This window comes from Cronobacter malonaticus LMG 23826, assembly GCF_001277215.2.
Lineage (GTDB): Bacteria > Pseudomonadota > Gammaproteobacteria > Enterobacterales > Enterobacteriaceae > Cronobacter > Cronobacter malonaticus.
The window spans coordinates 1800563-1822689 of the sequence record NZ_CP013940.1 but is presented as its reverse complement, the minus strand read 5'-3'; the positions used below and the strand labels follow the sequence as shown (position 1 = coordinate 1822689).

Here is a 22127-nt window from a genome sequence, read left to right as displayed (position 1 = left end):
CACACAAAGAAGGTATCTGAAAATGGCTCACATTTTTTCTCTGCATGGCTGGTGGCGTACCTCCTGATCCCGGGCGGTGTCTTCACGTATGCGCAAGCAATCAGATACCAGGCCCGCTCAGTGCGGGCTTTTTTTTGAACACAATACAGAGATACAGACCATGCAAACAGACAAACCGGCACTTGAACTGCTCACCTGCGACGGCCTTTATCGCGAAAACCCGACCGCGGTTTTTCACCAGCTCTGCGGTGACCGCCCGGCAACGCTACTGCTGGAATCGGCGGATATCGACAGCAAAGACGATCTGAAAAGCCTGCTTCTTGTCGACAGCGCGCTGCGCATTACCGCCAATGGTGACACTGTCACGATTGAAGCACTGAGCGCCAATGGCGCGTCACTGCTGGCACTGCTGGATAACGCGCTGCCGGAAACCGTCACCGTTGAGGCCCATCCGCAGGGGCGCACGCTGCGTTTCCCGCCCGTGAGCGCGTTACTGGACGAAGACGAGCGCCTGCGTTCGCTGTCAGTGTTTGACGCGTTTCGTCTGTTGCAGGCGTTAGTAACGCTGCCGCAGGATGAGCGCGAAGCGATGTTCTTCGGCGGGCTGTTTGCCTATGACCTGGTCGCCGGGTTTGAAGAACTGCCGCCGCTTGCGCACAACAATAGCTGCCCGGATTACTGCTTTTATCTCGCCGAAACGCTGCTGATTATCGATCACCAGACGCGCACCACCCGCATTCAGGCGAGCCTCTTTACGCCGGATGACGCGGAAAAAGCCCGCCTGAACCAGCGCCTCGCGCAGATCCAACTGCAACTCCAGGAGCCGCCCGCGCCGCTGCCGGTAGAAAGCGTGCCGCAGATGCAGTGCGAATGCAGCCAGAGCGATGAAGAGTACGGCGCGGTGGTGCGAGAGATGCAAAAAGCGATTCGCGCCGGTGAGATTTTCCAGGTGGTGCCGTCGCGCCGCTTCAGCCTGCCCTGCCCGTCGCCGCTCGCGGCCTATGACACGCTGAAAAAGAGCAACCCCAGCCCCTATATGTTTTTCATGCAGGACAGCGATTTCGCACTGTTCGGCGCGTCGCCGGAAAGCTCGCTGAAATATGACGCGCCGTCACGCCAGATTGAAATCTACCCGATAGCCGGCACCCGCCCGCGCGGCCGCCGTGCGGACGGCTCGCTGGACCGCGATCTCGACAGCCGCATCGAGCTTGAAATGCGCACCGACCATAAAGAGCTCTCCGAGCACCTGATGCTGGTGGATCTGGCGCGCAACGATCTGGCACGCATCTGTACGCCGGGCAGCCGCTATGTGGCGGATTTAACCAAAGTGGACCGCTACTTGTTCGTTATGCATCTGGTCTCTCGCGTGGTCGGCGAACTGCGCCGCGATCTCGACGTGCTGCACGCCTATCGCGCCTGCATGAACATGGGCACGCTGAGCGGCGCGCCGAAAGTGCGCGCGATGCAGCTTATCGCGCAAGCGGAAGGCGAGCGTCGCGGCAGCTACGGCGGCGCGGTCGGGTATTTCACCGGCCACGGCGATCTTGACACCTGCATTGTTATCCGCTCGGCCTGGGTGGAGAACGGCATCGCCACGGTGCAGGCGGGCGCGGGCGTCGTGCTCGATTCCGTCCCGCAATCCGAAGCTGACGAAACCCGTAATAAAGGCCGCGCGGTACTGCGCGCCATCGCCGCTGCCCATCACGCACAGGAGACTTTCTGATGGCCGACATTCTGCTGCTCGATAATATCGATTCCTTTACTTACAACCTGGCGGATCAGCTGCGCGCGAACGGACATAACGTAGTTATCTACCGTAACCATATTCCGGCACAGACGCTGATTGAGCGCCTCGCCACTATGGACAACCCGGTGCTGATGCTTTCGCCAGGCCCTGGCGCGCCGTCAGACGCCGGCTGTATGCCGGAGCTGTTAACCCGTCTGCGCGGCAAGCTGCCGATTATCGGCATCTGTCTCGGCCATCAGGCTATCGTCGAAGCCTACGGCGGCTATGTCGGCCAGGCGGGCGAAATTCTGCATGGCAAAGCCTCCAGCATTGAACATGACGGCCAGGCGATGTTTAGCGGGCTGATGAACCCGCTGCCGGTGGCGCGCTACCACTCGCTGGTGGGCAGCGACATCCCGGCTGGGCTGACGGTGAACGCGCACTTTAACGGCATGGTGATGGCCGTGCGTCACGACGCCGATCGCGTCTGCGGCTTCCAGTTTCACCCGGAATCGATCCTGACGACGCAGGGTGCCCGCCTGCTGGAGCAGACGCTCGCCTGGGCGCTGACCCGCGCCGAGCAGCAAAACAGCGTCCAGCCGATCCTGGAAAAACTCTATCAGGCCGAGGTGCTGAGCCGCGAAGAGAGCCATCAGCTTTTCAGCGCGGTGGTGCGCGGCGAGCTGAAACCCGAACAACTGGCTGCCGCGTTGGTGAGCATGAAAGTGCGCGGCGAACACCCGGTTGAGATTGCCGGGGCCGCCAGCGCCCTGCTGGAAAACGCCGCGCCGTTCCCGCGCCCGGATTACGCCTTTGCGGATATCGTCGGCACCGGCGGCGACGGCAGCAACAGCATTAATATCTCCACCGCCAGCGCCTTTGTGGCGGCCGCGGTGGGGCTGAAAGTCGCCAAACACGGCAACCGCAGCGTCTCCAGCCGCTCAGGGTCGTCGGATCTGCTCGCCGCGTTTGGCATTAATCTTGAGATGAACGCCGACGCGTCGCGCAAGGCGCTGGATGAACTGGGCGTCTGTTTCCTGTTCGCGCCGAAATACCACACCGGATTTCGCCACGCGATGCCGGTGCGCCAGCAGCTGAAAACCCGCACGCTGTTTAACGTGCTGGGGCCGTTGATTAACCCGGCGCATCCGCCACTGGCGTTAATTGGCGTCTACAGCCCGGAGCTGGTGCTGCCGATTGCCGAAACCCTGCGGGTGCTGGGCTATCAGCGCGCGGCCGTGGTGCACAGCGGCGGCATGGATGAGGTGTCGCTGCACGCGCCGACGCAGGTCGCTGAACTGCGCGACGGCGAGATTCACAGCTATCAGCTTACAGCTGCGGATTTCGCCCTTGAGCCTTATGAACAGGCGGATCTGGCGGGCGGCACGCCGGAAGAAAACCGTGACATTCTCAGCCGCCTGTTACAAGGTAAAGGTGAGCGTGCTCACGAGGCCGCCGTGGCCGCCAATGTCGCCATGCTGATGCGTCTGTACGGCGAAGAGGATTTGCAGGCCAACGCACGTAAAGTGCTGGCGGTGTTGCGCAGCGGCGCCGCTTATGACCGTGTTACCGCACTGGCAGCAAGAGGATAAGAAATGGAAACCGTTTTAGCGAAAATCGTCGCGGATAAAGCGCTGTGGGTGGAAGCCCGCAAGGCACAGCAGCCGCTGGCGAGCTTTCAGAATGATGTCGTGCCGAGCACGCGCCGCTTTTATGACGCGCTGCAGGGCGCCCGCACCGTTTTTATCCTGGAGTGCAAAAAGGCGTCGCCGTCCAAAGGCGTGATCCGCAGCGATTTCGACCCGGCGCGCATCGCAGGCGTGTACAAACATCACGCTTCGGCGATCTCGGTGCTGACCGACGAGAAATATTTCCAGGGCAGCTTCGATTTCCTGCCCATCGTCAGCGCGATCGCCCACCAGCCGGTGCTGTGCAAAGACTTTATTATCGACCCGTACCAGATTTACTTGGCGCGCTTTTACCAGGCGGACGCCTGCCTGCTGATGCTCTCGGTGCTGGACGATGACCAATACCGCCAGCTTGCGGCGGTAGCGCACAGCCTCGGTATGGGCGTGCTGACCGAAGTCAGCAATGAAGAAGAGCTTGAGCGCGCGCTGCACCTCGAAGCGAAAGTGGTTGGCATCAATAACCGCGACCTGCGCGATCTCTCCATCGACTTGAACCGCACCCGCGAACTCGCCCCGCGTTTAGGCCATGGCGTGACGGTGATTAGCGAATCCGGCATTCATACTTACGGCCAGGTGCGGGAGCTGAGCCGTTTCGCCAACGGTTTCCTGATTGGCTCCGCGCTGATGGAACACGACGATTTAGAGTCGGCGGTGCGTCAGGTCTTGCTTGGAGAAAACAAAGTCTGCGGCCTGACTCGCCCGCAGGACGCACAAAGCGCCTGGCAGGCGGGCGCGCTCTACGGTGGCCTGATTTTTGTCGGCTCATCGCCGCGTGCCGTCACCGATGAACAGGCCCGTGCGGTGATCGACGCCGCGCCGCTGCGCTATGTCGGTGTTTTCCGTGACGCGCCGGTTGAAGACGTCGTCGCGAAAGCCAATACATTTTCCCTCGCCGCCGTACAGCTGCACGGCGACGAAGACCAGACTTACATCAGCGCCCTGCGCGCCAGCCTGCCGGAAACAACCGCTATCTGGAAAGCGCAGAGCGTCAGCCACGCCCTGCCGCCGCGGAATCTCCAGTATGTTGACCGTTACGTGCTGGATAATGGCCAGGGCGGCACCGGCCAGCGCTTCGACTGGTCACTGCTTGAAGGGCAGACGCTGGACAACGTGATGCTGGCGGGCGGCCTCGGTGCGGATAACTGCGTGCAGGCCGCACAGCTCGGCTGCGCGGGACTCGATTTTAACTCCGGGGTGGAGAGCGCGCCGGGCATCAAAGACAGCGACAAACTGGCGGCGGTATTCAGAACCCTGCGGGCTTACTAAAGGAAGGCAATAATGAGCACACTGTTAAACCCTTATTTTGGCGAATTTGGCGGCATGTATGTGCCGCAGATCCTGATGCCCGCCCTGCGTCAGCTGGAAGAGGCGTTCGTCAGCGCCCAGAGCGACGCCGAGTTTCAGGCGCAGTTTACCGATCTGCTGAAGAACTACGCCGGACGCCCGACAGCGCTGACTAAATGTCAGAATCTCACCGCTGGCACCCGCACCACGCTCTATCTCAAGCGTGAAGATCTGCTGCACGGCGGCGCGCATAAAACCAACCAGGTGTTGGGACAGGCGCTGCTCGCTAAACGCATGGGCAAAACGGAAATTATCGCCGAAACCGGCGCGGGGCAGCACGGCGTGGCGTCAGCGCTGGCGAGCGCCCTGCTCGGCCTGAAGTGCCGTATCTATATGGGCGCGAAAGATGTCGAGCGCCAGTCGCCAAACGTGTTCCGCATGAAGCTGATGGGCGCGGAAGTTATTCCGGTCTACAGCGGCTCGGCGACGCTGAAAGACGCCTGCAACGAGGCGCTGCGCGACTGGTCCGGCAGTTATGACCGCGCGCACTATATGCTCGGCACCGCCGCAGGCCCGCACCCGTTCCCGACCATCGTGCGTGAGTTCCAGCGCATGATCGGTGAAGAGACGCGCGCGCAGATCATGGAAAAAGAAGGCCGCCTGCCGGACGCCGTGATCGCCTGCGTCGGCGGCGGCTCCAACGCCATCGGCATGTTCGCGGATTTCATTAACGAAACGAGCGTCGGCCTGATTGGCGTTGAACCTGCCGGTCACGGTATCGAAACCGGCGAACACGGCGCGCCGCTCAAACACGGACGCGTGGGAATTTACTTCGGCATGAAAGCGCCGATGATGCAGACGGACGACGGCCAGATTGAAGAGTCTTACTCTATTTCCGCTGGTCTCGATTTCCCGTCTGTCGGGCCGCAGCACGCGTACCTGAACAGCACCGGGCGCGCGGAGTATGTCTCGATTACCGATGACGAAGCGCTGGAAGCCTTTAAAACGCTCTGCCGTCAGGAAGGGATCATTCCGGCGCTGGAGTCATCGCACGCCCTCGCCCATGCGCTGAAAATGATGCGCGCCGATCCGGAAAAAGAGCAGTTGCTGGTCGTTAACCTGTCCGGGCGCGGCGATAAAGATATCTTCACCGTTCACGATATTTTCAAAGCACGAGGGGAAATGTAATGGAGCGTTATCAGCAGCTGTTTGACCGCCTGGCAGCCCGTAAGGAAGGCGCGTTTGTTCCCTTTGTGACGCTCGGCGACCCTTCGCCCGAGCAGTCGTTGCAGATTATCGACGCGCTGGTGGAAGGCGGTGCCGACGCGCTGGAGCTTGGTATCCCGTTCTCCGACCCGCTGGCGGATGGCCCGACGATTCAGAGCGCGACGCTGCGTGCGTTCGCCGCCGGTACGACACCGGATCAATGCTTTGAAATGCTGGCCGCGGTGCGTCAGAAATACCCGGACTTGCCCATCGGGCTGTTAATGTACGCCAACCTGGTGTTCAGCCGTGGCGTGGACGAATTCTATGCCCGCTGCGCCGCCGTGGGCGTCGATTCCGTTCTGGTGGCCGATGTGCCGGTGGAAGAATCCGCGCCTTTCCGCCAGGCGGCGATGCGCCACAATGTCGCGCCGATTTTCATCTGCCCGCCCAACGCCGATGACGATCTGCTGCGCCAGATTGCCTCTTACGGCCGAGGCTACACCTATTTGCTTTCTCGCGCAGGCGTTACAGGGGCGGAAAACCGCGCTGCACTGCCGCTGAACCACCTGATTGATAAGCTAACCGAATACCACGCCGCGCCGCCGTTGCAGGGTTTCGGGATCTCAGAGCCTGCGCAGGTGAAAGCCGCCATTGAGGCCGGTGCCGCGGGCGCGATTTCTGGCTCGGCGATCGTGAAGATCATTGAGAACAACCTGAACGATCGCGCGGCGATGCTGGAAGCGCTGAAAACGTTTGTGCGCCAGCTTAAAGCGGCCAGTTTGCCTGCCTGAGCATTCTCTTCTTAAAAAAAGCGCGAGCCGTCGCGCTTTTTATTTCCCTGAATATCAGGGACATCCGGCTTTACATTCATAATTTTCCCTGCGCGTCCAGTAGAACGATCGTGTTTTGAGCAAAATCTTAAGGCACACGTCGCATTTCTGACCAAAACTTATTCTCATGACAACGAAGCCCGGCCGCACTTGCAGGCCCGCCACAAAGGATTCAGCAGGTTTCGATGACATCAAGCGTTGGAGCCACATCTCGCGGCAGTAATGCCGTCCCGGCAGGACAACCGGAGCAAGGTGAGGCAACTGACTTCAGACCATAAGCCGCGTGAAAACGTAACGCGCAATCGCAGCCAGAACGGTCTGGCTGGATTACGGGAAAGGGTGGAGGTGAAGATGATTAACCAGCATATGATGAATAAAGCTCGCCGTGCAGCACGTGAAGCGTTGACCAAACGAAACGCCCGCAAATGGGATGAAGCCAACCGCATTATGCGCCAGGCTGCCGCCAGCGCATTCAATTGAGGCGCGGAGCTTGAGGATGTTAAGTGCAGCAAGATGCGAGACACCGGTTTTCCGCTTCACCCGGCAGCAATAAAAAAACCAACCTCAACGGGTTGGTTTTTTTATTGCTGAGAAACGCGAGTGCGCAAACTCAGAAGCGGTAGCCCGCCGAGAACATAAAGACCCATGGATCGATGCGGGTATCGATATTCTGCTGCTGGCCGCCTGCCTTGAATTTCACGGTGGTGTCGATATCCATGTACCAGACGGACATGTTAATCAGCCAGTCTTTATTCACCATGTAATCCAGACCCACCTGACCCGCCGCGCCCCAGGAATCGTCAACGCTCAGATCGCTTAAACCGCTTTTTCTACCGGTATCGTTGAAATCTTCGTCAAAGAAGGTGGTGTAGTTAATGCCCGCGCCAATATACGGGCGCACTTTGCTTTGCGAATCGCCGAAATACCACTGCGCCATTAAGGTGGGCGGCAGTTGATGCACGGTTGCGAGATCGCCTGTCGGCCCCAGGCCCACTTTATGACGGAACGGCGTTGCCGCCAGCAGTTCCACGCCGATGTTGTCAGTTGCCATATAAGTAAAGGTCAGGCCGAGCTGGGTATTATTGTTAACCTTAAAGCCGCCCATGTGCAGCACATCGTCTGAGCCTTCCGTCGGACGCACCGTCGCCGTACCGGCGCGCATAAAGAACTCGCCTGCTTCATGTGCAGAGGCCATACCCGAAAAACAACCCGCTAATGCCAGCGCCACGATAAGTTTTTTCATTCCCGTTTCCCTTTTGTGGTTTTATTTGCCGGGTGAATATACTCACTACGAGTTAATAAGTGATCCAACAGAGATCACATTCGGGCCGCTAATTTAACATTCATTGATCTGAATTAATTTTTGCCAGCCTTACGGCTTCGATGAATTTGATTTCAGGTCAATTTTTCCGTTTTCACAGGGCGGAAATATATCTTTCGCCCCCTATTGAAAGTCGTCCCGGCCGGGAATAATTTAGCTTCTTCACAATGTTGAAACGATGCGTTGTTTAGTTGCAGGTGAATGATGAGCGATCTGAACCCGTGCATGACGTGCGGAGCCTGTTGTGCTTATTTTCGTGTCTCTTTCTACTGGGCCGAAGCGGATGACGCGGGCGGCCCTGTCCCGGCGGCGCTTACCGAGCCGCTTACCCCTTTTCTGCGCTGCATGAGCGGCACTAACCAGAAACAGAGCCGCTGCGTGGCGCTGGAAGGCACGCCTGGCGAGGCGGTGCGCTGTACGGTTTATGAAAACCGGCCGTCACCGTGTCGCGAGTTCGCCATGTCCGGCGAGGGCGGCGTGGTGAACGAGGCGTGTAATCGCGCCCGCGCCCGTTACGGCCTGCCGCCGCTTCCTGACAATTCCTTACCCGCCGCGCCGCTTTACAGCGCTGCCACTGCGCCATCATCCAGGGTACAATTGCCGGCGGAATAATGTCTGCCAACCCAAGGAGTGTGCATGTCAATCACGGCAAAATCCGTTTACCGTGACACGGGTAATTTTTTCCGCAATCAGCTCGTTACCATCCTGCTGATTGCGCTGCTTTGCGCCTTTGTTTCTATGATCCTCGGCCACGCCTTTACGCCTGACGCGGATCAGCTGGCTATTCTGAGCGAGGGCGACGCTATGACCAACAGCGCCAGTCTGTTCGAACTGGTGCAAAATATGACGCCGGAGCAGCAGCAGGTTCTGCTGAAAGCCTCGGCAGCGTCCACCTTTTCCGGCATGTTCGGTAATACCCTGCTGGTAGGCGGCGTGCTGCTTCTCATTCAGGCGGTCTCCGCCGGGCAGAACATCAGCGCGCTGCGCGCCATCGGTGCCTCCGCCCCGCTGCTGCCGCGCCTGTTTATTCTGATCTTCCTGACCACCTTTCTGGTGCAGATGGGCATCCTGATGGTGGTGGTGCCGGGTGTGATCCTCGCGATTGTATTGTCGCTGGCACCGGTAATGATGGCGCAGGATAAAGCCGGGATTTTCGGCGCGATGCGTAACAGCATGCGTCTTGCGTGGCGCAATATGCGTCTCGTTGCGCCTGCGGTACTGCTGTGGCTGCTGGCCCGCGCCGCCCTGCTGCTGTTCGCGCCCGCGTTTGCCGCGCTGACGCCGCAAATCGGCGCGGTGGTCGCGGGAACGCTGAGCAACCTGCTGACTGCGCTGCTCCTTATTTATCTCTTCCGGTTGTATATGCTTATCCGGGAATAACCCTTCTGCCCGCGGCGGTGGTCGTTCGCGGGCCTTTTACGGAACCGATGTATGAAGCAGTTACTCGATTTTTTGCCGCTGATTGTCTTTTTTGTCGTCTATAAATTGCACGACATTTTCTGGGCGACAGCGGCGCTGATCGTCGCCACCGCGCTGGCGGTGATTTATAGCTGGTACAAATACCGCAAGGTCGAAAAAATGACCCTGGTGACCTTTGTGCTGGTCGCGGTGTTCGGCGGGCTGACTATCTATTTCCACAACGCGGAATTTATTAAGTGGAAAGTCACCATCATTTACGCCCTGTTCGCAGGCGCGCTGCTGATTGGCCAGTGGGTGATGAAAAAGCCGCTGATCCAGAGCATGCTCGGCAAAGAAATTACCCTGCCCGCGCATGCGTGGTCGCGTCTTAACATCGCCTGGGCGCTCTTTTTCATCTTCTGTGGCCTGCTGAATATTTACGTCGCGTTCTGGCTCCCGGAAGCGGTATGGATGAATTTTAAAGTGTTTGGCATCCCTGGCCTGACGCTGGTTTTCACCCTGCTGAGCGGTGTTTACATCTACCGCCATATGCCGCAGGAAGAGAAATAACCCCCTTCCGCTTTACTGAAAAACAACGCCCCGAGGTTAACGCCCGGGGCGTTTTTTTATGTGCCTTCCCCGCGACACGCCAGCTTTTGTAAGCCATTACAGTCACCTGCACAATGATGAAGCGATTGTGGAGAAATCATGGAGAATCCCGATTTTGTGTTGTAATGATAATTATTATCATTATCATGCGGACAGGTGATTACATTTCTACACATAATGGAATAATTGATAATGTTTGAAAAAAAGCATGGCATTCGCAGACCGCTTGCGCTGGCGGTAGCCTCTCTTCTCGGCAGCGGCGCTGGTGTGGTGCAGGCGGCGGAAATGAACGACGGCGACGTAATGGTGGTTCAGGCAACGGCCGAACAGGCGCTGAAACAGCAGCCCGGCGTCTCCATTATCACCGCTGATGACATCGAGAAAGACCCACCTGTGAATGACCTTTCAGACATTATTCGTAAAATGCCCGGTGTAAACCTGACCGGTAACAGCGCGAGCGGCAGCCGCGGCAACAACCGTCAGATTGACATTCGCGGTATGGGGCCGGAAAACACCTTAATCCTGGTCGATGGCGTCCCGGTCACTTCACGCAATTCCGTACGCTATAGCTGGCGCGGCGAGCGCGACACGCGTGGCGACACCAACTGGGTGCCGGCGGAAATGGTCGAGCGCATTGAAGTGCTGCGCGGCCCGGCGGCGGCGCGTTACGGCAGCGGGGCCGCGGGCGGCGTGGTGAATATCATCACTAAACGCCCCACCAATGACTGGCACGGCTCGTTGTCGCTTTTCACCAACCAGCCGGAAAACGACAAAGAAGGTGCCACCCGACGCGCAAACTTCAGCCTGAGCGGTCCGCTGGCGGGCGACGCGCTGACGATGCGCCTCTATGGCAATATCAATAAAACCGATGCCGACGATTACGACATCAATACCGCGCAGAACGGCTCTTACGCCGCCGGGCGCGAAGGCGTGCGTAACAAGGATATTAACAGCGTTATCTCCTGGAAAATTACGCCGGAGCAGATCCTGGATTTTGAATACGGCTACAGCCGCCAGGGCAATATTTACGCGGGCGACACGCAGAATAGCAACAGTAACGCCAGCCCTAACGGTCTTGTTCCGTCGCTATACGGCCACGAAACCAACCGGATGTATCGTCAGAGCTACGGTATTACCCACAACGGCATCTGGGACTGGGGTCAGTCAAAAACCGGTTTTTATTACGAAAAAACCAATAACACCCGACTTCAGGAAGGCACCACGGGCCGCGTTGAAGGGATGATCACCAACGAAAAATACAGCACCAGCCGCCTGGAAAACTATCGCGCCAGCAGCGAAATCAATGTACCGCTCCAGTTGCTGGTCGATCAGACCGTCACACTCGGTGCCGAATGGGATCGCGAGGAGCTTAACGATCCGGCTTCCATGCAGGCCACCAATGCCAGCGGCACGACCATTGGCGACATATCCGGTGATGCCGCGTCGCGCAGCAGCAAAAACAGTGCGACCATCGGCGCAGTCTGGTTCGAAGATAATATCGACGTGCTGCCCGGCACTGCCGTCATTCCGGGGCTGCGTTACGATCACCATAACCAGTTCGGTGGCAACTGGAGCCCGAGCCTGAACGTTTCTCAGGAGCTTGGCGATAACGTAAAACTGAAAGCCGGTATCGCGCGCGCTTTTAAAGCGCCGAATCTGTATCAGTCCAGTAAAGGTTATCTGCTTTCCACGCGCGGCAACGGTTGCCCGATTGGGGTGAGCGGCAGTTGCTATCTGCTCGGCAATGACGATCTGAAACCAGAAATCAGCATCAATAAAGAAATTGGACTGGAATACACCAAAGATGGCTTTGACGCCGGCCTGACCTGGTTCCGTAACGATTACCGTAACAAAATCGTCTCCGGCGATCGCGTGGTGGGCATCGCCTCTAACGGCAACAATATTTTGCGCTGGGAAAACGGTGGTAAAGCCGTGGTGGAAGGTTTTGAAGGCAACCTGACCATTCCGGTGGTGAAAGATGCGCTGAACTGGCGTACTAACGCCACATATATGATTAAGTCGGAGATGAAAAAGAACGGCAACCCGCTGTCGGTTATCCCGAAATATACCGTGAACACCATGCTGGACTGGCAGGTGACGGATAAGCTCTCGACTAACCTGAACTGGACCTTCTACGGCCGCCAGAAGCCGCGCCAGGCGGCGGAAATTCGTCTCGAAGACGGAGGCAATCTGTCCCGTAAAGAAGTCGGCGCGTATTCCATCGTCGGCGTGGGCGTAAACTATGCGCTGACCAAAGATCTGCGTCTTAACGGCGGCGTCAGCAACCTGTTCGATAAAACGCTGTATCGCGAAAACGAAGGCGCTTCCACCTACAACGAACCGGGCCGCGCGTACTACGCTGGCGTAACGATGTCGTTCTGATGCATACCCTGGGAGGCTCGCCTCCCTTTTAACTACAGCAAGATAACCCCGCTTTCCCCGTTTTTTCCTGCCTTTACCGCTCTATAACCGGTGTTATTATACCGTCGCTTCGCGCCCTTCAGGCCGCAGGCAATTCACTGATAACACTAGCTGAGAAGCCCCATGACGACAGAGCAAACCACTCCTCAAGGTGAACTGGTTTTACGTACCCTGGCGATGCCCGCCGATACCAACGCCAACGGCGATATTTTCGGCGGCTGGCTGATGGCCCAGATGGATATTGGCGGCGCGATCCTTGCCAAAGAGATAGCGCATGGCCGCGTGGTGACGGTGCGCGTCGACGGCATGACGTTTCTGCGCCCGGTCGCGGTGGGTGATGTGGTGTGCTGCTACGCTCGCTGCGTTAAGCGCGGCAACACGTCGGTGACGATTAATATCGAGGTGTGGGTGAAAAAGGTCTCTTCCGAGCCGATTGGCCAGCGCTACCGCGCGACCGAAGCGCTGTTTATTTATGTTGCGGTTGATGACGACGGCAAACCGCGTCCGCTGCCGCCTGCGGCGTAACGGCATAAAAAAAAGCCAGAGACAATGCTCTGGCTTTTTTTCACATGCAGCGCTACTGCATCGTAGCGCCGCCATTAATGCGGAACACAATATTCACAATCAGCCCTGTGCCAGGCTTACCGGCTTCGTAGCGCCATTTGCGCATCGCCTGTTTTACTTCGCGCTCAAACATGTTGGCGGGTTTGGCAGAAAGGATCTGCACATTCTCCACGCTGCCGTCTGGCGCGACGTCAAATTTCACACGAACCTGCCCTTCCATCCGCAGCGCATAGGCGCGCGCCGGGTATTGCGGCTGGTTGCGGCTTAACGCACGCGGGCCGGCGGGTGCGAAATTCGCAGGCGCGGCGGGTGCCGGGCGCGACGCGGGGGCTGCGGTGCGCGCCGGGGAATTATTCTCAAACGGCGACGCGGGGCGCGGCTCAGCAGGTTTAACTTCCCGTTTCGGTGCCTCCTCTACCTTTTTCACCGGTTTGGGTTTCGGCTTAGGTTTCGGTTTCGGCTTTGGTTTTTCGATAACGACGGGCGCTTCTTTCGGCGGCTCCGGTACAACCTCGGGTTCCGGCTCAGGCTCAGCGACAGGCTCCGGTGGCGGCTGCACCACTTCGGGCTTTGGCGGCTCCAGTGATTCAGGCGCGACCATCGTCACGGAAATCGGCTGCGACGGCGCGGGCATCTCAACCACCTGATTTGCCGAGGTATAAAGCACAGCCGCCGCCACAATGGCGCCATGGATCGCGACGGAAAGCAGCGTCGGCCACGGAAAACGGCGAGGCATATCAAGGGTCATTGAAGTCATAGTCGTTTCACTGAATGAATGAGAGCTTAATTTTAAATGCAAATAGCAATCATATTCAACAACTCAGCCCGGTTCTGCACCGTTTCTCTGGCGAACCGCTGAAAAATCCCGCGTTAATGTTAAGGATTTAACAGGACATTTAACTTTGCGTTGCACACCTGACGGCTTTCACCTACCGTTATTCACCTTGCCGTTTCATAAAAAGGAGTGCGACATGCTGTATGTCATTTACGCGGAAGATGTGGCTGATTCTCTGGAAAAGCGTCAGTCCGTACGCCCGGCGCACCTGGCGCGTTTGCAGTTATTACGTGATGAGGGGCGTCTGCTGACCGCAGGGCCTATGCCTGCGGTGGACAGCAACGATCCAGGTGTGGCGGGTTTTACCGGTTCAACGGTCATTGCGGAGTTCGCCTCGCTTGAAGAAGCGCAGGCCTGGGCAGAAGCAGACCCGTATATTGCCGCAGGCGTCTATAAGACCGTCGCAGTGAAGCCTTACAAAAAAGTATTCTGACCGCGTCCGACAGGCTGCGTAGTGCAAAGGGCATTCACCGACGGTGTGCCCTTTTTTTTGCGCGATCATTTTAGCTGGCGGGTGTTATTTCCCGCCCGTCACCAGTTGCAGCACCGTAGCCGTGGTGTGGTTCCGCGCGTTATGGCACCGGTGGGACGTCACAAACTGGCGAGCCGCTTCACAGGCCGAAACACTCTCAGGCAGGCGCTGGCTCACGGTAACCGCTTCTTTAGCAAAGCCGAAAATGCCGCTGGTTAACGTTCTTTCGTCAACGGTTCTGGGGCGCGCGCCGCAGGCTCCCTTGCGTAACAAAAATTTATGGATTTCTGTCAGAAATTCCTCTTGCTTAGTCATAAACGCTCCAGCAGTCACGGATGAAAGTTGCACCTGTAGGAATACAAGCTGTCGATGGAGATAATCTAACCTGGACTGACCAGAAACAATCGCCGGAAATAACATTAAAAAGGCTTCATTTTACATAAGAGCAATTATCACCGGCGGAAATACACGATATATGACAATTTGTGAATTTATGTTAAGTTAGGAAAAGTATTTTAAAGTTTTGATTTTAATGATTTTATCTTGATTCACTCAGCATAATCCCAAACCGGGAATATTCCAGAGCAGCAATTTTCGGTTGGCGATTTCTTATACCAGAATATTCCTAATTTTATTTAAATCCATTAGCGCGACGCGGGAATCCACTCGGCTAAATTTACCTTAATGCAGGCCAGATTAAAGAAAGGATAAAGCGAGCTTTTTGACGTAATTCAGGCGGCAGGAATGAAGGTTTACGAAGGAACGATTCTGGGGATATTTCGGGGCACCGCAGGCGGTGCCCTTTCACTACGTTTAGCGATCGTGGATGGCGAACAGCAACGAATTGCGCTGACGATTCACAAGACATTTTCTGATAGCGTGAATTCGCATATTGCGTCGGGATTGTGCTTCCAGCCAGCGAGCTTTACGCCGTTGAGACTGCCGCAGCATGCGCCAGCGCCCAACTTCGGTTCTACTACGCCTCATTTCTGATACTCTTGACTGAAACAGAACCGTCATTATAACCCCTTCCCGCCCGCAGACCAGCGCTTTTCTGACAGGTTCTTATTGGAGTGCGAAAGGGTTGTGCGTAAACTCTTAACGATACGCTTTTTAAAGGATTTTTAATCTATGACAACCTTCTACACGGTAGTGAGTTGGCTGGTCATTCTGGGATACTGGCTACTCATCGCGGGCGTCACGCTGCGCATTCTGATGAAACGTCGCGCCGTTCCTTCCGCCATGGCCTGGCTGCTTGTCATTTATATTCTGCCGCTGGTAGGGATAGTCGCGTATCTGTCGGTCGGGGAACTGCATCTGGGCAAACGCCGCGCCGAGCGCGCCCGCGCCATGTGGCCGTCGACCGCGAAATGGCTTAACGATCTTAAAGCCTGTAAACATATTTTCGCCGAAGAAAACAGCGCGGTAGCGAGCGCGCTGTTTCAGCTTTGCGAGCGCCGCCAGGGCATCGCGGGTGTTAAAGGCAACCAGCTTCAGTTGCTCACCTCCTCCGACGACGTAATGCAGGCGCTGATCCGCGATATTCAGCTCGCCCGCCATAATATCGAGATGGTCTTTTATATCTGGCAGCCCGGCGGAATGGCCGATCAGGTCGCCGAATCGCTGATGGCCGCAGCGCGTCGCGGTGTGCACTGTCGCCTGATGCTCGACTCCGCAGGCAGCGTCGCGTTCTTTCGCAGCCCCTGGGTGGGCATGATGCGCAACGCGGGCATCGAAGTCGTCGAAGCGCTGAAGGTTAACCTGATGCGTGTGTTCCTGCGCCGTATGGACCTGCGCCAGCACCGCAAAATGATCATGATCGACAACTATATTGCCTACACCGGCAGTATGAACATGGTTGACCCGCGTTACTTCAAGCAGGACGCGGGCGTCGGTCAGTGGGTGGATTTAATGGCGCGTATGGAAGGCCCGGTCGCGACCGCGATGGGCATCGTCTACTCCTGCGACTGGGAGATTGAAACCGGCAAACGCCTGCTTCCTCCACCGCCGGATGCCAACATCATGCCTTTTGAGCAGGCGAGCGGTCATACGATCCATACCATCGCGTCCGGGCCTGGCTTCCCGGAAGATCTTATACACCAGGCCCTGCTGACGTCTGTGTATGCGGCGCGCGAATATCTTATTATGACCACGCCCTACTTTGTGCCGAGCGACGATCTGCTGCACGCCATCTGTACGGCGGCACAGCGCGGCGTGGACGTGAGCATTATTCTGCCGCGCAAAAATGACTCCCTGCTGGTGGGCTGGGCGAGCCGCGCGTTCTTTAGCGAACTGCTGGCAGCAGGCGTGAAGATTTATCAATTCGAAGGTGGACTGCTGCACACCAAGAGCGTGCTGGTCGATGGCGAGCTGAGTCTGGTTGGTACCGTTAATCTGGATATGCGTAGCCTCTGGCTTAACTTTGAAATTACGCTGGTCATTGATGACGCCGGTTTCGGTGCCGATCTGGCCGAAGTGCAGGATGATTATATTTCCCGCTCGCGCCTGCTGGATGCGCGTCTGTGGGTAAAACGTCCATTCTGGCAGCGCGTAGTGGAGCGACTGTTTTACTTCTTCAGCCCGTTGCTGTAAAACGTGCCCAACATCATTTACTGGGGTAGTCACGATGGAAATGGATCTGAATAACCGCCTGACGGAAGACGAAACGCTCGAACAGGCTTACGATATTTTTCTGGAGCTGGCGGCGGATAATCTCGATCCGGCGGATATCATTCTGTTTAACTTACAGTTTGAAGAGCGCGGCGGCGCGGAGCTGTTCGATCCATCTGAAGAGTGGCTGTCGCATGTCGATTACGATCTGAACCCGGATTTCTTCTCGGAAGTGGTTATCGGGCTTGCGGAGAAAGACGGCGACGAAATTACCGACGTTTTCGCCCGCGTGCTGCTGTGCCGCGAAAAAGACCACAAACTGTGCCACATTCTGTGGCGTGAGTAATCGCAAGCCGCGCGGCATTCGCCGCGCTATTATTTCCCGCCCGTAATTTTCTCACCGCACGCCTGACAATAATTCGCCTGTTTTTCATATTTCGCGCCGCAGGCCGGGCAGCGCTGCGCTGCTTTTTTATCCGCCAGCGCGCTGGTCATTTGCGAAGTAATAATGCCAGTCGGAATAGCAATCACAGAATAGCCGATCAGAATGAGCAGTGACGCTACCGCGCGGCCACCCGCGGTATGCGGCGTGATATCACCATAACCGACCGTCGTCACCGTCACGACCGCCCAGTAGACCGAGGTGCCAAGCGTATTAAAACCGCTCGAGGCCCCTTCAATGCCATACATCAGCGCGCCGGCAATCACCATGACGATAGAAATAAAGGCGTAAAATGCGATGAGCTGATGGCGGGCGTTCACAATCGCCTGCCAGAGCAGGCTGGAAGACGACATGATGCGCAGCAGTTTCAGAATGCGCAGCACGCGCACGGCGCGTAGCGTACGCCAGATAAAGAGATAGTTCATGCCAAGCTCAGGCCAGAGCCAGAGCACATAGAGCGGCATCACGGTCGCCAGATCGATAAGCCCCCAGAAGCTCAGCGCGTAGCGCGCCGGATTCGGCCAGACCAGCAGCCGCAGCAGATACTCGACAGTAAAGACAAACGTAATGCCTATCTCAATCAGTACAAAGATATGCCATTCGTCATAAGTGAGATGATATTGCGTGCCGAGGCCAGACTCGATAAACACGACAATGACGCTGAAGAGCGCAAACAGCCCACAAAGCGCCTCAAAGCGGCGACCGCTGCGCTGATGCTGGTCGAAAAGAAAGTGGTAGGCGCGCTGACGATATTCGGTTATCCGTGACACGTTGTCCTCGCAAAAGAAAAGGGCTGGCACCTGCCAGCCCTTGCGATTATAACGGGTCCACCTTCAGGCAGGAAACCGCATGGCGGAAACTGCCTTCCAGCACCGGTCGCGTCTGGGCGCATTCCGGGCCAGCCATCGGGCATCGCGTGCGGAACACGCAGCCTGACGGCGGATTGATAGGCGACGGCAGCTCGCCTTCCAGCAGCTGAATGGTTTTGTTCTTTTCGAGATCCGGGTCCGGGATCGGCACCGCCGACATCAGCGCACGGGTATAAGGATGCAGTGGATGATGATAGACCTCATCATAGGTGCCAAGCTCTACGGCATGCCCCAGGTACATCACCAGCACACGATCGGAAATGTGCTTCACCACCGCGAGATCGTGGGCGATAAAAATCAGCGACAGGCCCATCTCACGCTGCAGTTTTTGCAGCAGGTTCACCACCTGCGCCTGAATTGACACGTCGAGCGCAGAAACCGGTTCATCGCAGATAATCAGCTTCGGCTCAAGGATCAGCGCGCGGGCGATGCCGATACGCTGGCACTGGCCACCGGAAAATTCATGCGGGTAGCGATTGACCAGGTTTGGCAGCAGCCCAACTTTCATCATCATCGCTTTTACGCGGTCACGGACTTCCTGACGTGGCATTTTCGGATGATAAGTACGCAGCGGCTCGGCGATAATATCGCCAATGGTCATACGCGGGTTCAGCGAGGCCAGCGGATCCTGGAAAATCATCTGGATGTCGCTGCGCACATCGCGCCACTCTTCCTGTTGCATACCCAGCAGATCTTTACCAAGCCACGCCACGCGGCCGCTGGTGGCTTTGACCAGACCAATAATGGCGCGCGCGAAGGTGGATTTTCCGCAGCCGGATTCCACCACCACGCCCAGCGTTTCGCCTTCATACAGCCGCAGCGTCACGCCATCGACCGCTTTTAACGTTTTGGCCGGCTGCCAGAACCACTGCTTGCCGTCTTTAATGTCGAAATGCACCTTGAGATCGGCCACTTCGAGCAGAACTTTTCTCTCTTCAGCTACGGTGCTCATTTCAGCTCCTCCACCGGTTTAAAGCAGGCGCGCAGGCGGCCAGGGGCGAATTCTTCCAGCGGCGGCGTCGTGCTGCAGATTTCCATCGCGTGCGGGCAGCGCGGCTGGAACGGGCAGCCTTTTGGCAGGCGCAGCAGGTTCGGCGGGTTGCCCGGAATGGTGAGCAGGGATTCGCCTTCCCCGTCGAGGCGCGGTACGGCATTAAGCAGACCGATAGAATACGGATGCGCCGGATCGTAAAAGACCTCACGCGCTTTGCCATATTCCATGGTGCGGCCTGCGTACATCACCAGCACTTTGTCGCAGATGCCCGCGACCACGCCAAGGTCGTGGGTGATCATAATGATGGCGGTGTTGAATTCGCGCTTAAGTTCGTTCAGGAGCGTCATGATCTGCGCCTGAACAGTCACGTCGAGTGCGGTGGTCGGTTCATCGGCGATCAGCAGTTTCGGACGGCACAGCAGCGCCATCGCGATCATCACGCGCTGGCGCATACCGCCGGAGAATTCGTGCGGGTACATGCTCATGCGCTTGCGCGCTTCCGGCATTTTTACCGCATCCAGCATCCGCACCGACTCTTCAAACGCTTCGGCTTTGCTCATGCTTTTATGCAGCATCAGCACTTCCATCAGTTGCTCGCCGACGCGCATATACGGATTCAGCGAGGTCATCGGATCCTGGAAAATCATCGAAATCTGTTCGGCGCGCAGGCGATTTAACTCGCGCTCCGGCAGATTGAGGATCTCACGGCCGTTAAATGTCGCCGAACCACCGATGCGACCATTGGCGGCCAGCAGCCCCATCAGCGCGAACGCCGTCTGGGATTTGCCGGAGCCGGACTCGCCGACGATGCCGAGCGTTTCGCCGGCGCGCAGGCTGAAGTTGAGATCGTTGACGGCGGTAACGTCGCCGTCGGGCGTCGCGAAGGTGACGCGCAAATCTTTCACGTCAAGCAGTGTCGCTTGAGACGCCGCGGTCTGTTGCGGCGCAGAGAGTTCAATGGTGCTCATGGCGGCACTCCTTAACGATCTTTCGGGTCGAGGGCATCACGCAGGCCATCGCCGATAAAGTTAAAACAAAACAGGGTGACCACCAGGAAACCCGCCGGGAAGAGCAGCAGCCAGGGCGACACTTCCATGGAGTTAGCGCCATCGCTCAGCAGCGCGCCCCAGGAGCTAAGCGGCTCCTGCGTACCGAGGCCGAGGAAGCTTAAGAAAGATTCAAACAGGATCATGCTCGGCACCAGCAGCGAGGCGTAAACCACCACCACGCCCAGCACGTTCGGCACGATATGACGCACCACGATATTCGCCGTCGACACGCCGCCCACCTGGGCTGCTTCGATGAACTCTTTACGTTTCAGGCTGAGCGTCTGGCCGCGCACGATACGCGCCATATCAAGCCAGGAGACCATCCCGATGGCGACGAAAATCAGCAGGATGTTCTGACCGAAAAAGGTCACCAGCAGAATGACGAAGAACATGAACGGGAAGGAGTTAAGGATCTCCAGAAGACGCATCATCACCGAGTCCACTTTGCCGCCGAGATAGCCGGAAAGCGAGCCGTAGAGTGTGCCGACGATCACCGCCACCAGCGCCGCCGCAACGCCCACCATCAGCGAGATACGGCCGCCGATAGCGACACGCACCAGCAGGTCACGACCGGAGGAGTCAGTGCCGAACCAGTGGCCTGATTCGGTATCAGGTGGCGCGGACATCATGCCCCAGTCAGTATCAAAATAGCTGAACTGCGACAGCATTGGCGCGAGGGTGACGAACAGCGCAATCAGCGCCAGCACAATCAGACTCGCCACCGCCGCGCGGTTATGCATAAAGCGACGGCGGGCGTCCTGCCACAGGCTACGCCCTTCTACTTCCAGTTTTTCACTGAAGTTTTCCAGCGCCTCGCTGTTTTTCTTACTCAACATCATGGCGTACTCCAGTGTCAGTAACGAATTTTCGGATCGATAACGGCATACAGCACATCGACGATCGCGTTAAACAGAATGGTCAGCGCGCCAACCAGAATCGTCAGGCTCAATACCAGCGAATAGTCGCGGTTCAGCGCGCCGTTCACGAACAGCTGGCCGATGCCCGGCAGGCCGTAGATAGTTTCGATAACCATCGACCCGGTGATGATGCCGACGAACGCAGGACCCATATAGGAGAGCACCGGCAGCAGCGCGGGTTTCAACGCATGGCGCAGAATAATGCGGCGCATCGGCAGCCCTTTGGCGCGAGCGGTACGAATGAAGTTGGAGTGCAGCACTTCAATCATGGAGCCACGGGTGATACGCGCGATACTGGCAATATAAGCAAGCGACAGCGCGACCATTGGCAGGATCATGAATTTCAGCGCCCCGCCGTTCCAGCCGCCGCCAGGCAGCCAGTGCAGCGTTATCGCGAAGATCATCACCAGCAGCGGTGCAACCACGAAGCTCGGAATGACCACGCCGGTCATCGCCACCCCCATGACGGCGAAATCCCACTTTGTGTTTTGCTTAAGCGCAGCCATCACACCTGCCGCCACGCCTAAAACGACCGCCAGTAAAAACGCTGCGGCACCTAATTTTGCGGAAACCGGAAAGCTGGCCGCGACCAGATCGTTTACCGAATAATCCTTATATTTAAAGGACGGACCGAAATCACCTTTAGCCAGTTGCTTCAGATAATTGAAGTACTGGGTCATGATGGGGTCGTTAAGATGATATTTCGCCTCGATATTCGCCATGACTTCCGGCGGCAGATTACGTTCACCGGTAAAAGGACTGCCCGGCGCGAGACGCATCATAAAGAAGGAGATAGTAATTAGAATAAACAGCGTCGGAATCGCTTCCAGACAGCGACGTAAAATAAATTTCAACATTGCCCGTACCTTCTGGCGTGTGCCTTTGACTCACG

At 57.2% G+C, this 22127-nt stretch carries 24 protein-coding genes and 1 other annotated feature; of the genes, 15 read left to right on the top strand and 9 right to left on the bottom strand.

Annotated features, from left to right (window positions below):
- Positions 1-22 precede the first annotated feature (22 nt).
- From trpL to AFK66_RS08700, 7 genes are all read left to right on the top strand, one after another.
- Positions 23-67 carry a trp operon leader peptide gene (gene trpL, locus AFK66_RS23245; RefSeq protein WP_108695807.1) on the top strand — a complete coding sequence of 15 codons (45 nt, stop codon included), beginning with the start codon at positions 23-25 and terminating at the stop codon, positions 65-67.
- Positions 44-136: a sequence feature (Trp leader region), on the top strand. Its footprint overlaps the gene before it by 24 nt.
- 24 nt (positions 137-160) lie before the next feature.
- The gene (locus AFK66_RS08725; protein WP_032983663.1) at positions 161-1723 is read left to right on the top strand and encodes an anthranilate synthase component 1; all 1563 of its coding nucleotides are present in this window, start codon (positions 161-163) and stop codon (positions 1721-1723) included.
- Entirely contained in the window at positions 1723-3318 is a 1596-nt protein-coding gene (gene trpD, locus AFK66_RS08720; protein ID WP_023898601.1) for a bifunctional anthranilate synthase glutamate amidotransferase component TrpG/anthranilate phosphoribosyltransferase TrpD, read from the top strand. The genes AFK66_RS08725 and trpD overlap by 1 nt, the downstream gene beginning before the upstream one ends.
- Positions 3319-3321: 3 nt before the next feature.
- Positions 3322-4680, top strand: a complete 1359-nt coding sequence (trpCF, locus tag AFK66_RS22350) for a bifunctional indole-3-glycerol-phosphate synthase TrpC/phosphoribosylanthranilate isomerase TrpF (protein WP_007775525.1) — start codon at positions 3322-3324, stop codon at positions 4678-4680.
- Positions 4681-4692: 12 nt separating this feature from the next.
- Positions 4693-5886: a tryptophan synthase subunit beta gene (gene trpB / locus AFK66_RS22345; protein ID WP_007775526.1), complete on the top strand. Its 1194-nt coding sequence runs from the start codon at positions 4693-4695 to the stop codon at positions 5884-5886.
- Positions 5886-6695, top strand: a complete 810-nt coding sequence (gene trpA / locus AFK66_RS08705) for a tryptophan synthase subunit alpha (RefSeq protein ID WP_007775527.1) — start codon at positions 5886-5888, stop codon at positions 6693-6695. Before trpB ends, trpA begins: the two co-directional genes overlap by 1 nt.
- Positions 6696-6986: 291 nt before the next feature.
- Positions 6987-7214 carry a hypothetical protein gene (locus tag AFK66_RS08700; protein WP_032968222.1) on the top strand — a complete coding sequence of 76 codons (228 nt, stop codon included), beginning with the start codon at positions 6987-6989 and terminating at the stop codon, positions 7212-7214.
- A gap of 130 nt (positions 7215-7344) precedes the next feature.
- On the opposite strand, the gene ompW is transcribed toward AFK66_RS08700, so the two are convergent.
- Positions 7345-7977, bottom strand: a complete 633-nt coding sequence (gene ompW / locus AFK66_RS08695; RefSeq protein ID WP_007775532.1) for an outer membrane protein OmpW — start codon at positions 7975-7977, stop codon at positions 7345-7347.
- Between the two features lie 282 nt (positions 7978-8259).
- Here ompW and AFK66_RS08690 point away from each other — a divergent pair, with 282 nt between their 5' ends.
- From AFK66_RS08690 to yciA, 5 genes are all read left to right on the top strand, one after another.
- A complete protein-coding gene (locus tag AFK66_RS08690; RefSeq protein WP_007775534.1) occupies positions 8260-8667 on the top strand; it encodes a YkgJ family cysteine cluster protein in 408 nt (135 codons plus the stop codon).
- Between the two features lie 24 nt (positions 8668-8691).
- Positions 8692-9435, top strand: coding sequence for a YciC family protein (locus AFK66_RS08685; RefSeq protein WP_007775536.1), 744 nt, complete (start codon positions 8692-8694; stop codon positions 9433-9435).
- A gap of 51 nt (positions 9436-9486) precedes the next feature.
- Positions 9487-10023, top strand: a complete 537-nt coding sequence (locus tag AFK66_RS08680) for a septation protein A (RefSeq protein WP_007775538.1) — start codon at positions 9487-9489, stop codon at positions 10021-10023.
- Positions 10024-10254: 231 nt separating this feature from the next.
- Positions 10255-12444, top strand: coding sequence for a TonB-dependent siderophore receptor (locus tag AFK66_RS08675; RefSeq protein WP_023898597.1), 2190 nt, complete (start codon positions 10255-10257; stop codon positions 12442-12444).
- A 162-nt stretch (positions 12445-12606) separates the two neighbouring features.
- Complete coding sequence (gene yciA, locus AFK66_RS08670) at positions 12607-13008, top strand: acyl-CoA thioester hydrolase YciA (protein ID WP_007775548.1); 402 nt, start codon at positions 12607-12609, stop codon at positions 13006-13008.
- 52 nt (positions 13009-13060) lie between these two features.
- Here yciA and tonB read toward each other — a convergent pair whose 3' ends face one another.
- Positions 13061-13795: a TonB system transport protein TonB gene (tonB, locus tag AFK66_RS08665; protein ID WP_007775549.1), complete on the bottom strand. Its 735-nt coding sequence runs from the start codon at positions 13793-13795 to the stop codon at positions 13061-13063.
- 223 nt (positions 13796-14018) lie between these two features.
- Here tonB and AFK66_RS08660 point away from each other — a divergent pair, with 223 nt between their 5' ends.
- Positions 14019-14315: a YciI family protein gene (locus AFK66_RS08660; protein WP_007775551.1), complete on the top strand. Its 297-nt coding sequence runs from the start codon at positions 14019-14021 to the stop codon at positions 14313-14315.
- 84 nt (positions 14316-14399) lie between these two features.
- On the opposite strand, the gene AFK66_RS08655 is transcribed toward AFK66_RS08660, so the two are convergent.
- Entirely contained in the window at positions 14400-14669 is a 270-nt protein-coding gene (locus AFK66_RS08655; RefSeq protein ID WP_023898594.1) for a hypothetical protein, read from the bottom strand.
- A gap of 498 nt (positions 14670-15167) precedes the next feature.
- Positions 15168-15341, bottom strand: a complete 174-nt coding sequence (locus AFK66_RS21350; protein WP_085958956.1) for a YciY family protein — start codon at positions 15339-15341, stop codon at positions 15168-15170.
- A 144-nt stretch (positions 15342-15485) separates the two neighbouring features.
- Here AFK66_RS21350 and cls point away from each other — a divergent pair, with 144 nt between their 5' ends.
- The gene (cls, locus tag AFK66_RS08645; RefSeq protein ID WP_023898593.1) at positions 15486-16946 is read left to right on the top strand and encodes a cardiolipin synthase; all 1461 of its coding nucleotides are present in this window, start codon (positions 15486-15488) and stop codon (positions 16944-16946) included.
- 34 nt (positions 16947-16980) lie between these two features.
- A complete protein-coding gene (locus AFK66_RS08640; protein ID WP_004385008.1) occupies positions 16981-17310 on the top strand; it encodes an HI1450 family dsDNA-mimic protein in 330 nt (109 codons plus the stop codon).
- Positions 17311-17339: 29 nt separating this feature from the next.
- Here AFK66_RS08640 and AFK66_RS08635 read toward each other — a convergent pair whose 3' ends face one another.
- Genes AFK66_RS08635 through oppB form a run of 5 tightly spaced genes read right to left on the bottom strand, consistent with a single transcriptional unit; the run spans position 17340 to position 22092 of the window.
- On the bottom strand, positions 17340-18176 hold the full coding sequence (locus AFK66_RS08635; RefSeq protein ID WP_023898592.1) for an ion transporter: 837 nt from the start codon (positions 18174-18176) through the stop codon (positions 17340-17342).
- Between the two features lie 46 nt (positions 18177-18222).
- A complete protein-coding gene (gene oppF, locus AFK66_RS08630) occupies positions 18223-19227 on the bottom strand; it encodes a murein tripeptide/oligopeptide ABC transporter ATP binding protein OppF (protein WP_059223197.1) in 1005 nt (334 codons plus the stop codon).
- Positions 19224-20237, bottom strand: coding sequence for an ABC transporter ATP-binding protein (gene oppD, locus AFK66_RS08625; RefSeq protein WP_007775567.1), 1014 nt, complete (start codon positions 20235-20237; stop codon positions 19224-19226). Before oppD ends, oppF begins: the two co-directional genes overlap by 4 nt.
- Positions 20238-20248: 11 nt before the next feature.
- Entirely contained in the window at positions 20249-21157 is a 909-nt protein-coding gene (oppC, locus tag AFK66_RS08620; RefSeq protein ID WP_004385004.1) for an oligopeptide ABC transporter permease OppC, read from the bottom strand.
- A 14-nt stretch (positions 21158-21171) separates the two neighbouring features.
- Positions 21172-22092 carry an oligopeptide ABC transporter permease OppB gene (gene oppB / locus AFK66_RS08615; RefSeq protein WP_007794078.1) on the bottom strand — a complete coding sequence of 307 codons (921 nt, stop codon included), beginning with the start codon at positions 22090-22092 and terminating at the stop codon, positions 21172-21174.
- Between the last annotated feature and the right edge of the window lie 35 nt (positions 22093-22127).

Bases quoted from the DNA above. Each gene is read 5' to 3' on its own strand.
- AFK66_RS08725 (WP_032983663.1), top strand. From the start codon at position 161: ATGCAAACAGACAAACCGGCACTTGAACTGCTCACCTGCGACGGCCTT.
- trpD (WP_023898601.1), top strand. From the start codon at position 1,723: ATGGCCGACATTCTGCTGCTCGATAATATCGATTCCTTTACTTACAAC.
- trpCF (WP_007775525.1), top strand. From the start codon at position 3,322: ATGGAAACCGTTTTAGCGAAAATCGTCGCGGATAAAGCGCTGTGGGTG.
- trpB (WP_007775526.1), top strand. From the start codon at position 4,693: ATGAGCACACTGTTAAACCCTTATTTTGGCGAATTTGGCGGCATGTAT.
- trpA (WP_007775527.1), top strand. From the start codon at position 5,886: ATGGAGCGTTATCAGCAGCTGTTTGACCGCCTGGCAGCCCGTAAGGAA.
- ompW (WP_007775532.1), bottom strand. From the start codon at position 7,977: ATGAAAAAACTTATCGTGGCGCTGGCATTAGCGGGTTGTTTTTCGGGT.
- AFK66_RS08690 (WP_007775534.1), top strand. From the start codon at position 8,260: ATGAGCGATCTGAACCCGTGCATGACGTGCGGAGCCTGTTGTGCTTAT.
- AFK66_RS08685 (WP_007775536.1), top strand. From the start codon at position 8,692: ATGTCAATCACGGCAAAATCCGTTTACCGTGACACGGGTAATTTTTTC.
- AFK66_RS08680 (WP_007775538.1), top strand. From the start codon at position 9,487: ATGAAGCAGTTACTCGATTTTTTGCCGCTGATTGTCTTTTTTGTCGTC.
- AFK66_RS08675 (WP_023898597.1), top strand. From the start codon at position 10,255: ATGTTTGAAAAAAAGCATGGCATTCGCAGACCGCTTGCGCTGGCGGTA.
- yciA (WP_007775548.1), top strand. From the start codon at position 12,607: ATGACGACAGAGCAAACCACTCCTCAAGGTGAACTGGTTTTACGTACC.
- tonB (WP_007775549.1), bottom strand. From the start codon at position 13,795: ATGACCCTTGATATGCCTCGCCGTTTTCCGTGGCCGACGCTGCTTTCC.
- AFK66_RS08660 (WP_007775551.1), top strand. From the start codon at position 14,019: ATGCTGTATGTCATTTACGCGGAAGATGTGGCTGATTCTCTGGAAAAG.
- AFK66_RS08655 (WP_023898594.1), bottom strand. From the start codon at position 14,669: ATGACTAAGCAAGAGGAATTTCTGACAGAAATCCATAAATTTTTGTTA.
- AFK66_RS21350 (WP_085958956.1), bottom strand. From the start codon at position 15,341: ATGAGGCGTAGTAGAACCGAAGTTGGGCGCTGGCGCATGCTGCGGCAG.
- cls (WP_023898593.1), top strand. From the start codon at position 15,486: ATGACAACCTTCTACACGGTAGTGAGTTGGCTGGTCATTCTGGGATAC.
- AFK66_RS08640 (WP_004385008.1), top strand. From the start codon at position 16,981: ATGGAAATGGATCTGAATAACCGCCTGACGGAAGACGAAACGCTCGAA.
- oppF (WP_059223197.1), bottom strand. From the start codon at position 19,227: ATGAGCACCGTAGCTGAAGAGAGAAAAGTTCTGCTCGAAGTGGCCGAT.
- oppD (WP_007775567.1), bottom strand. From the start codon at position 20,237: ATGAGCACCATTGAACTCTCTGCGCCGCAACAGACCGCGGCGTCTCAA.
- oppC (WP_004385004.1), bottom strand. From the start codon at position 21,157: ATGATGTTGAGTAAGAAAAACAGCGAGGCGCTGGAAAACTTCAGTGAA.
- oppB (WP_007794078.1), bottom strand. From the start codon at position 22,092: ATGTTGAAATTTATTTTACGTCGCTGTCTGGAAGCGATTCCGACGCTG.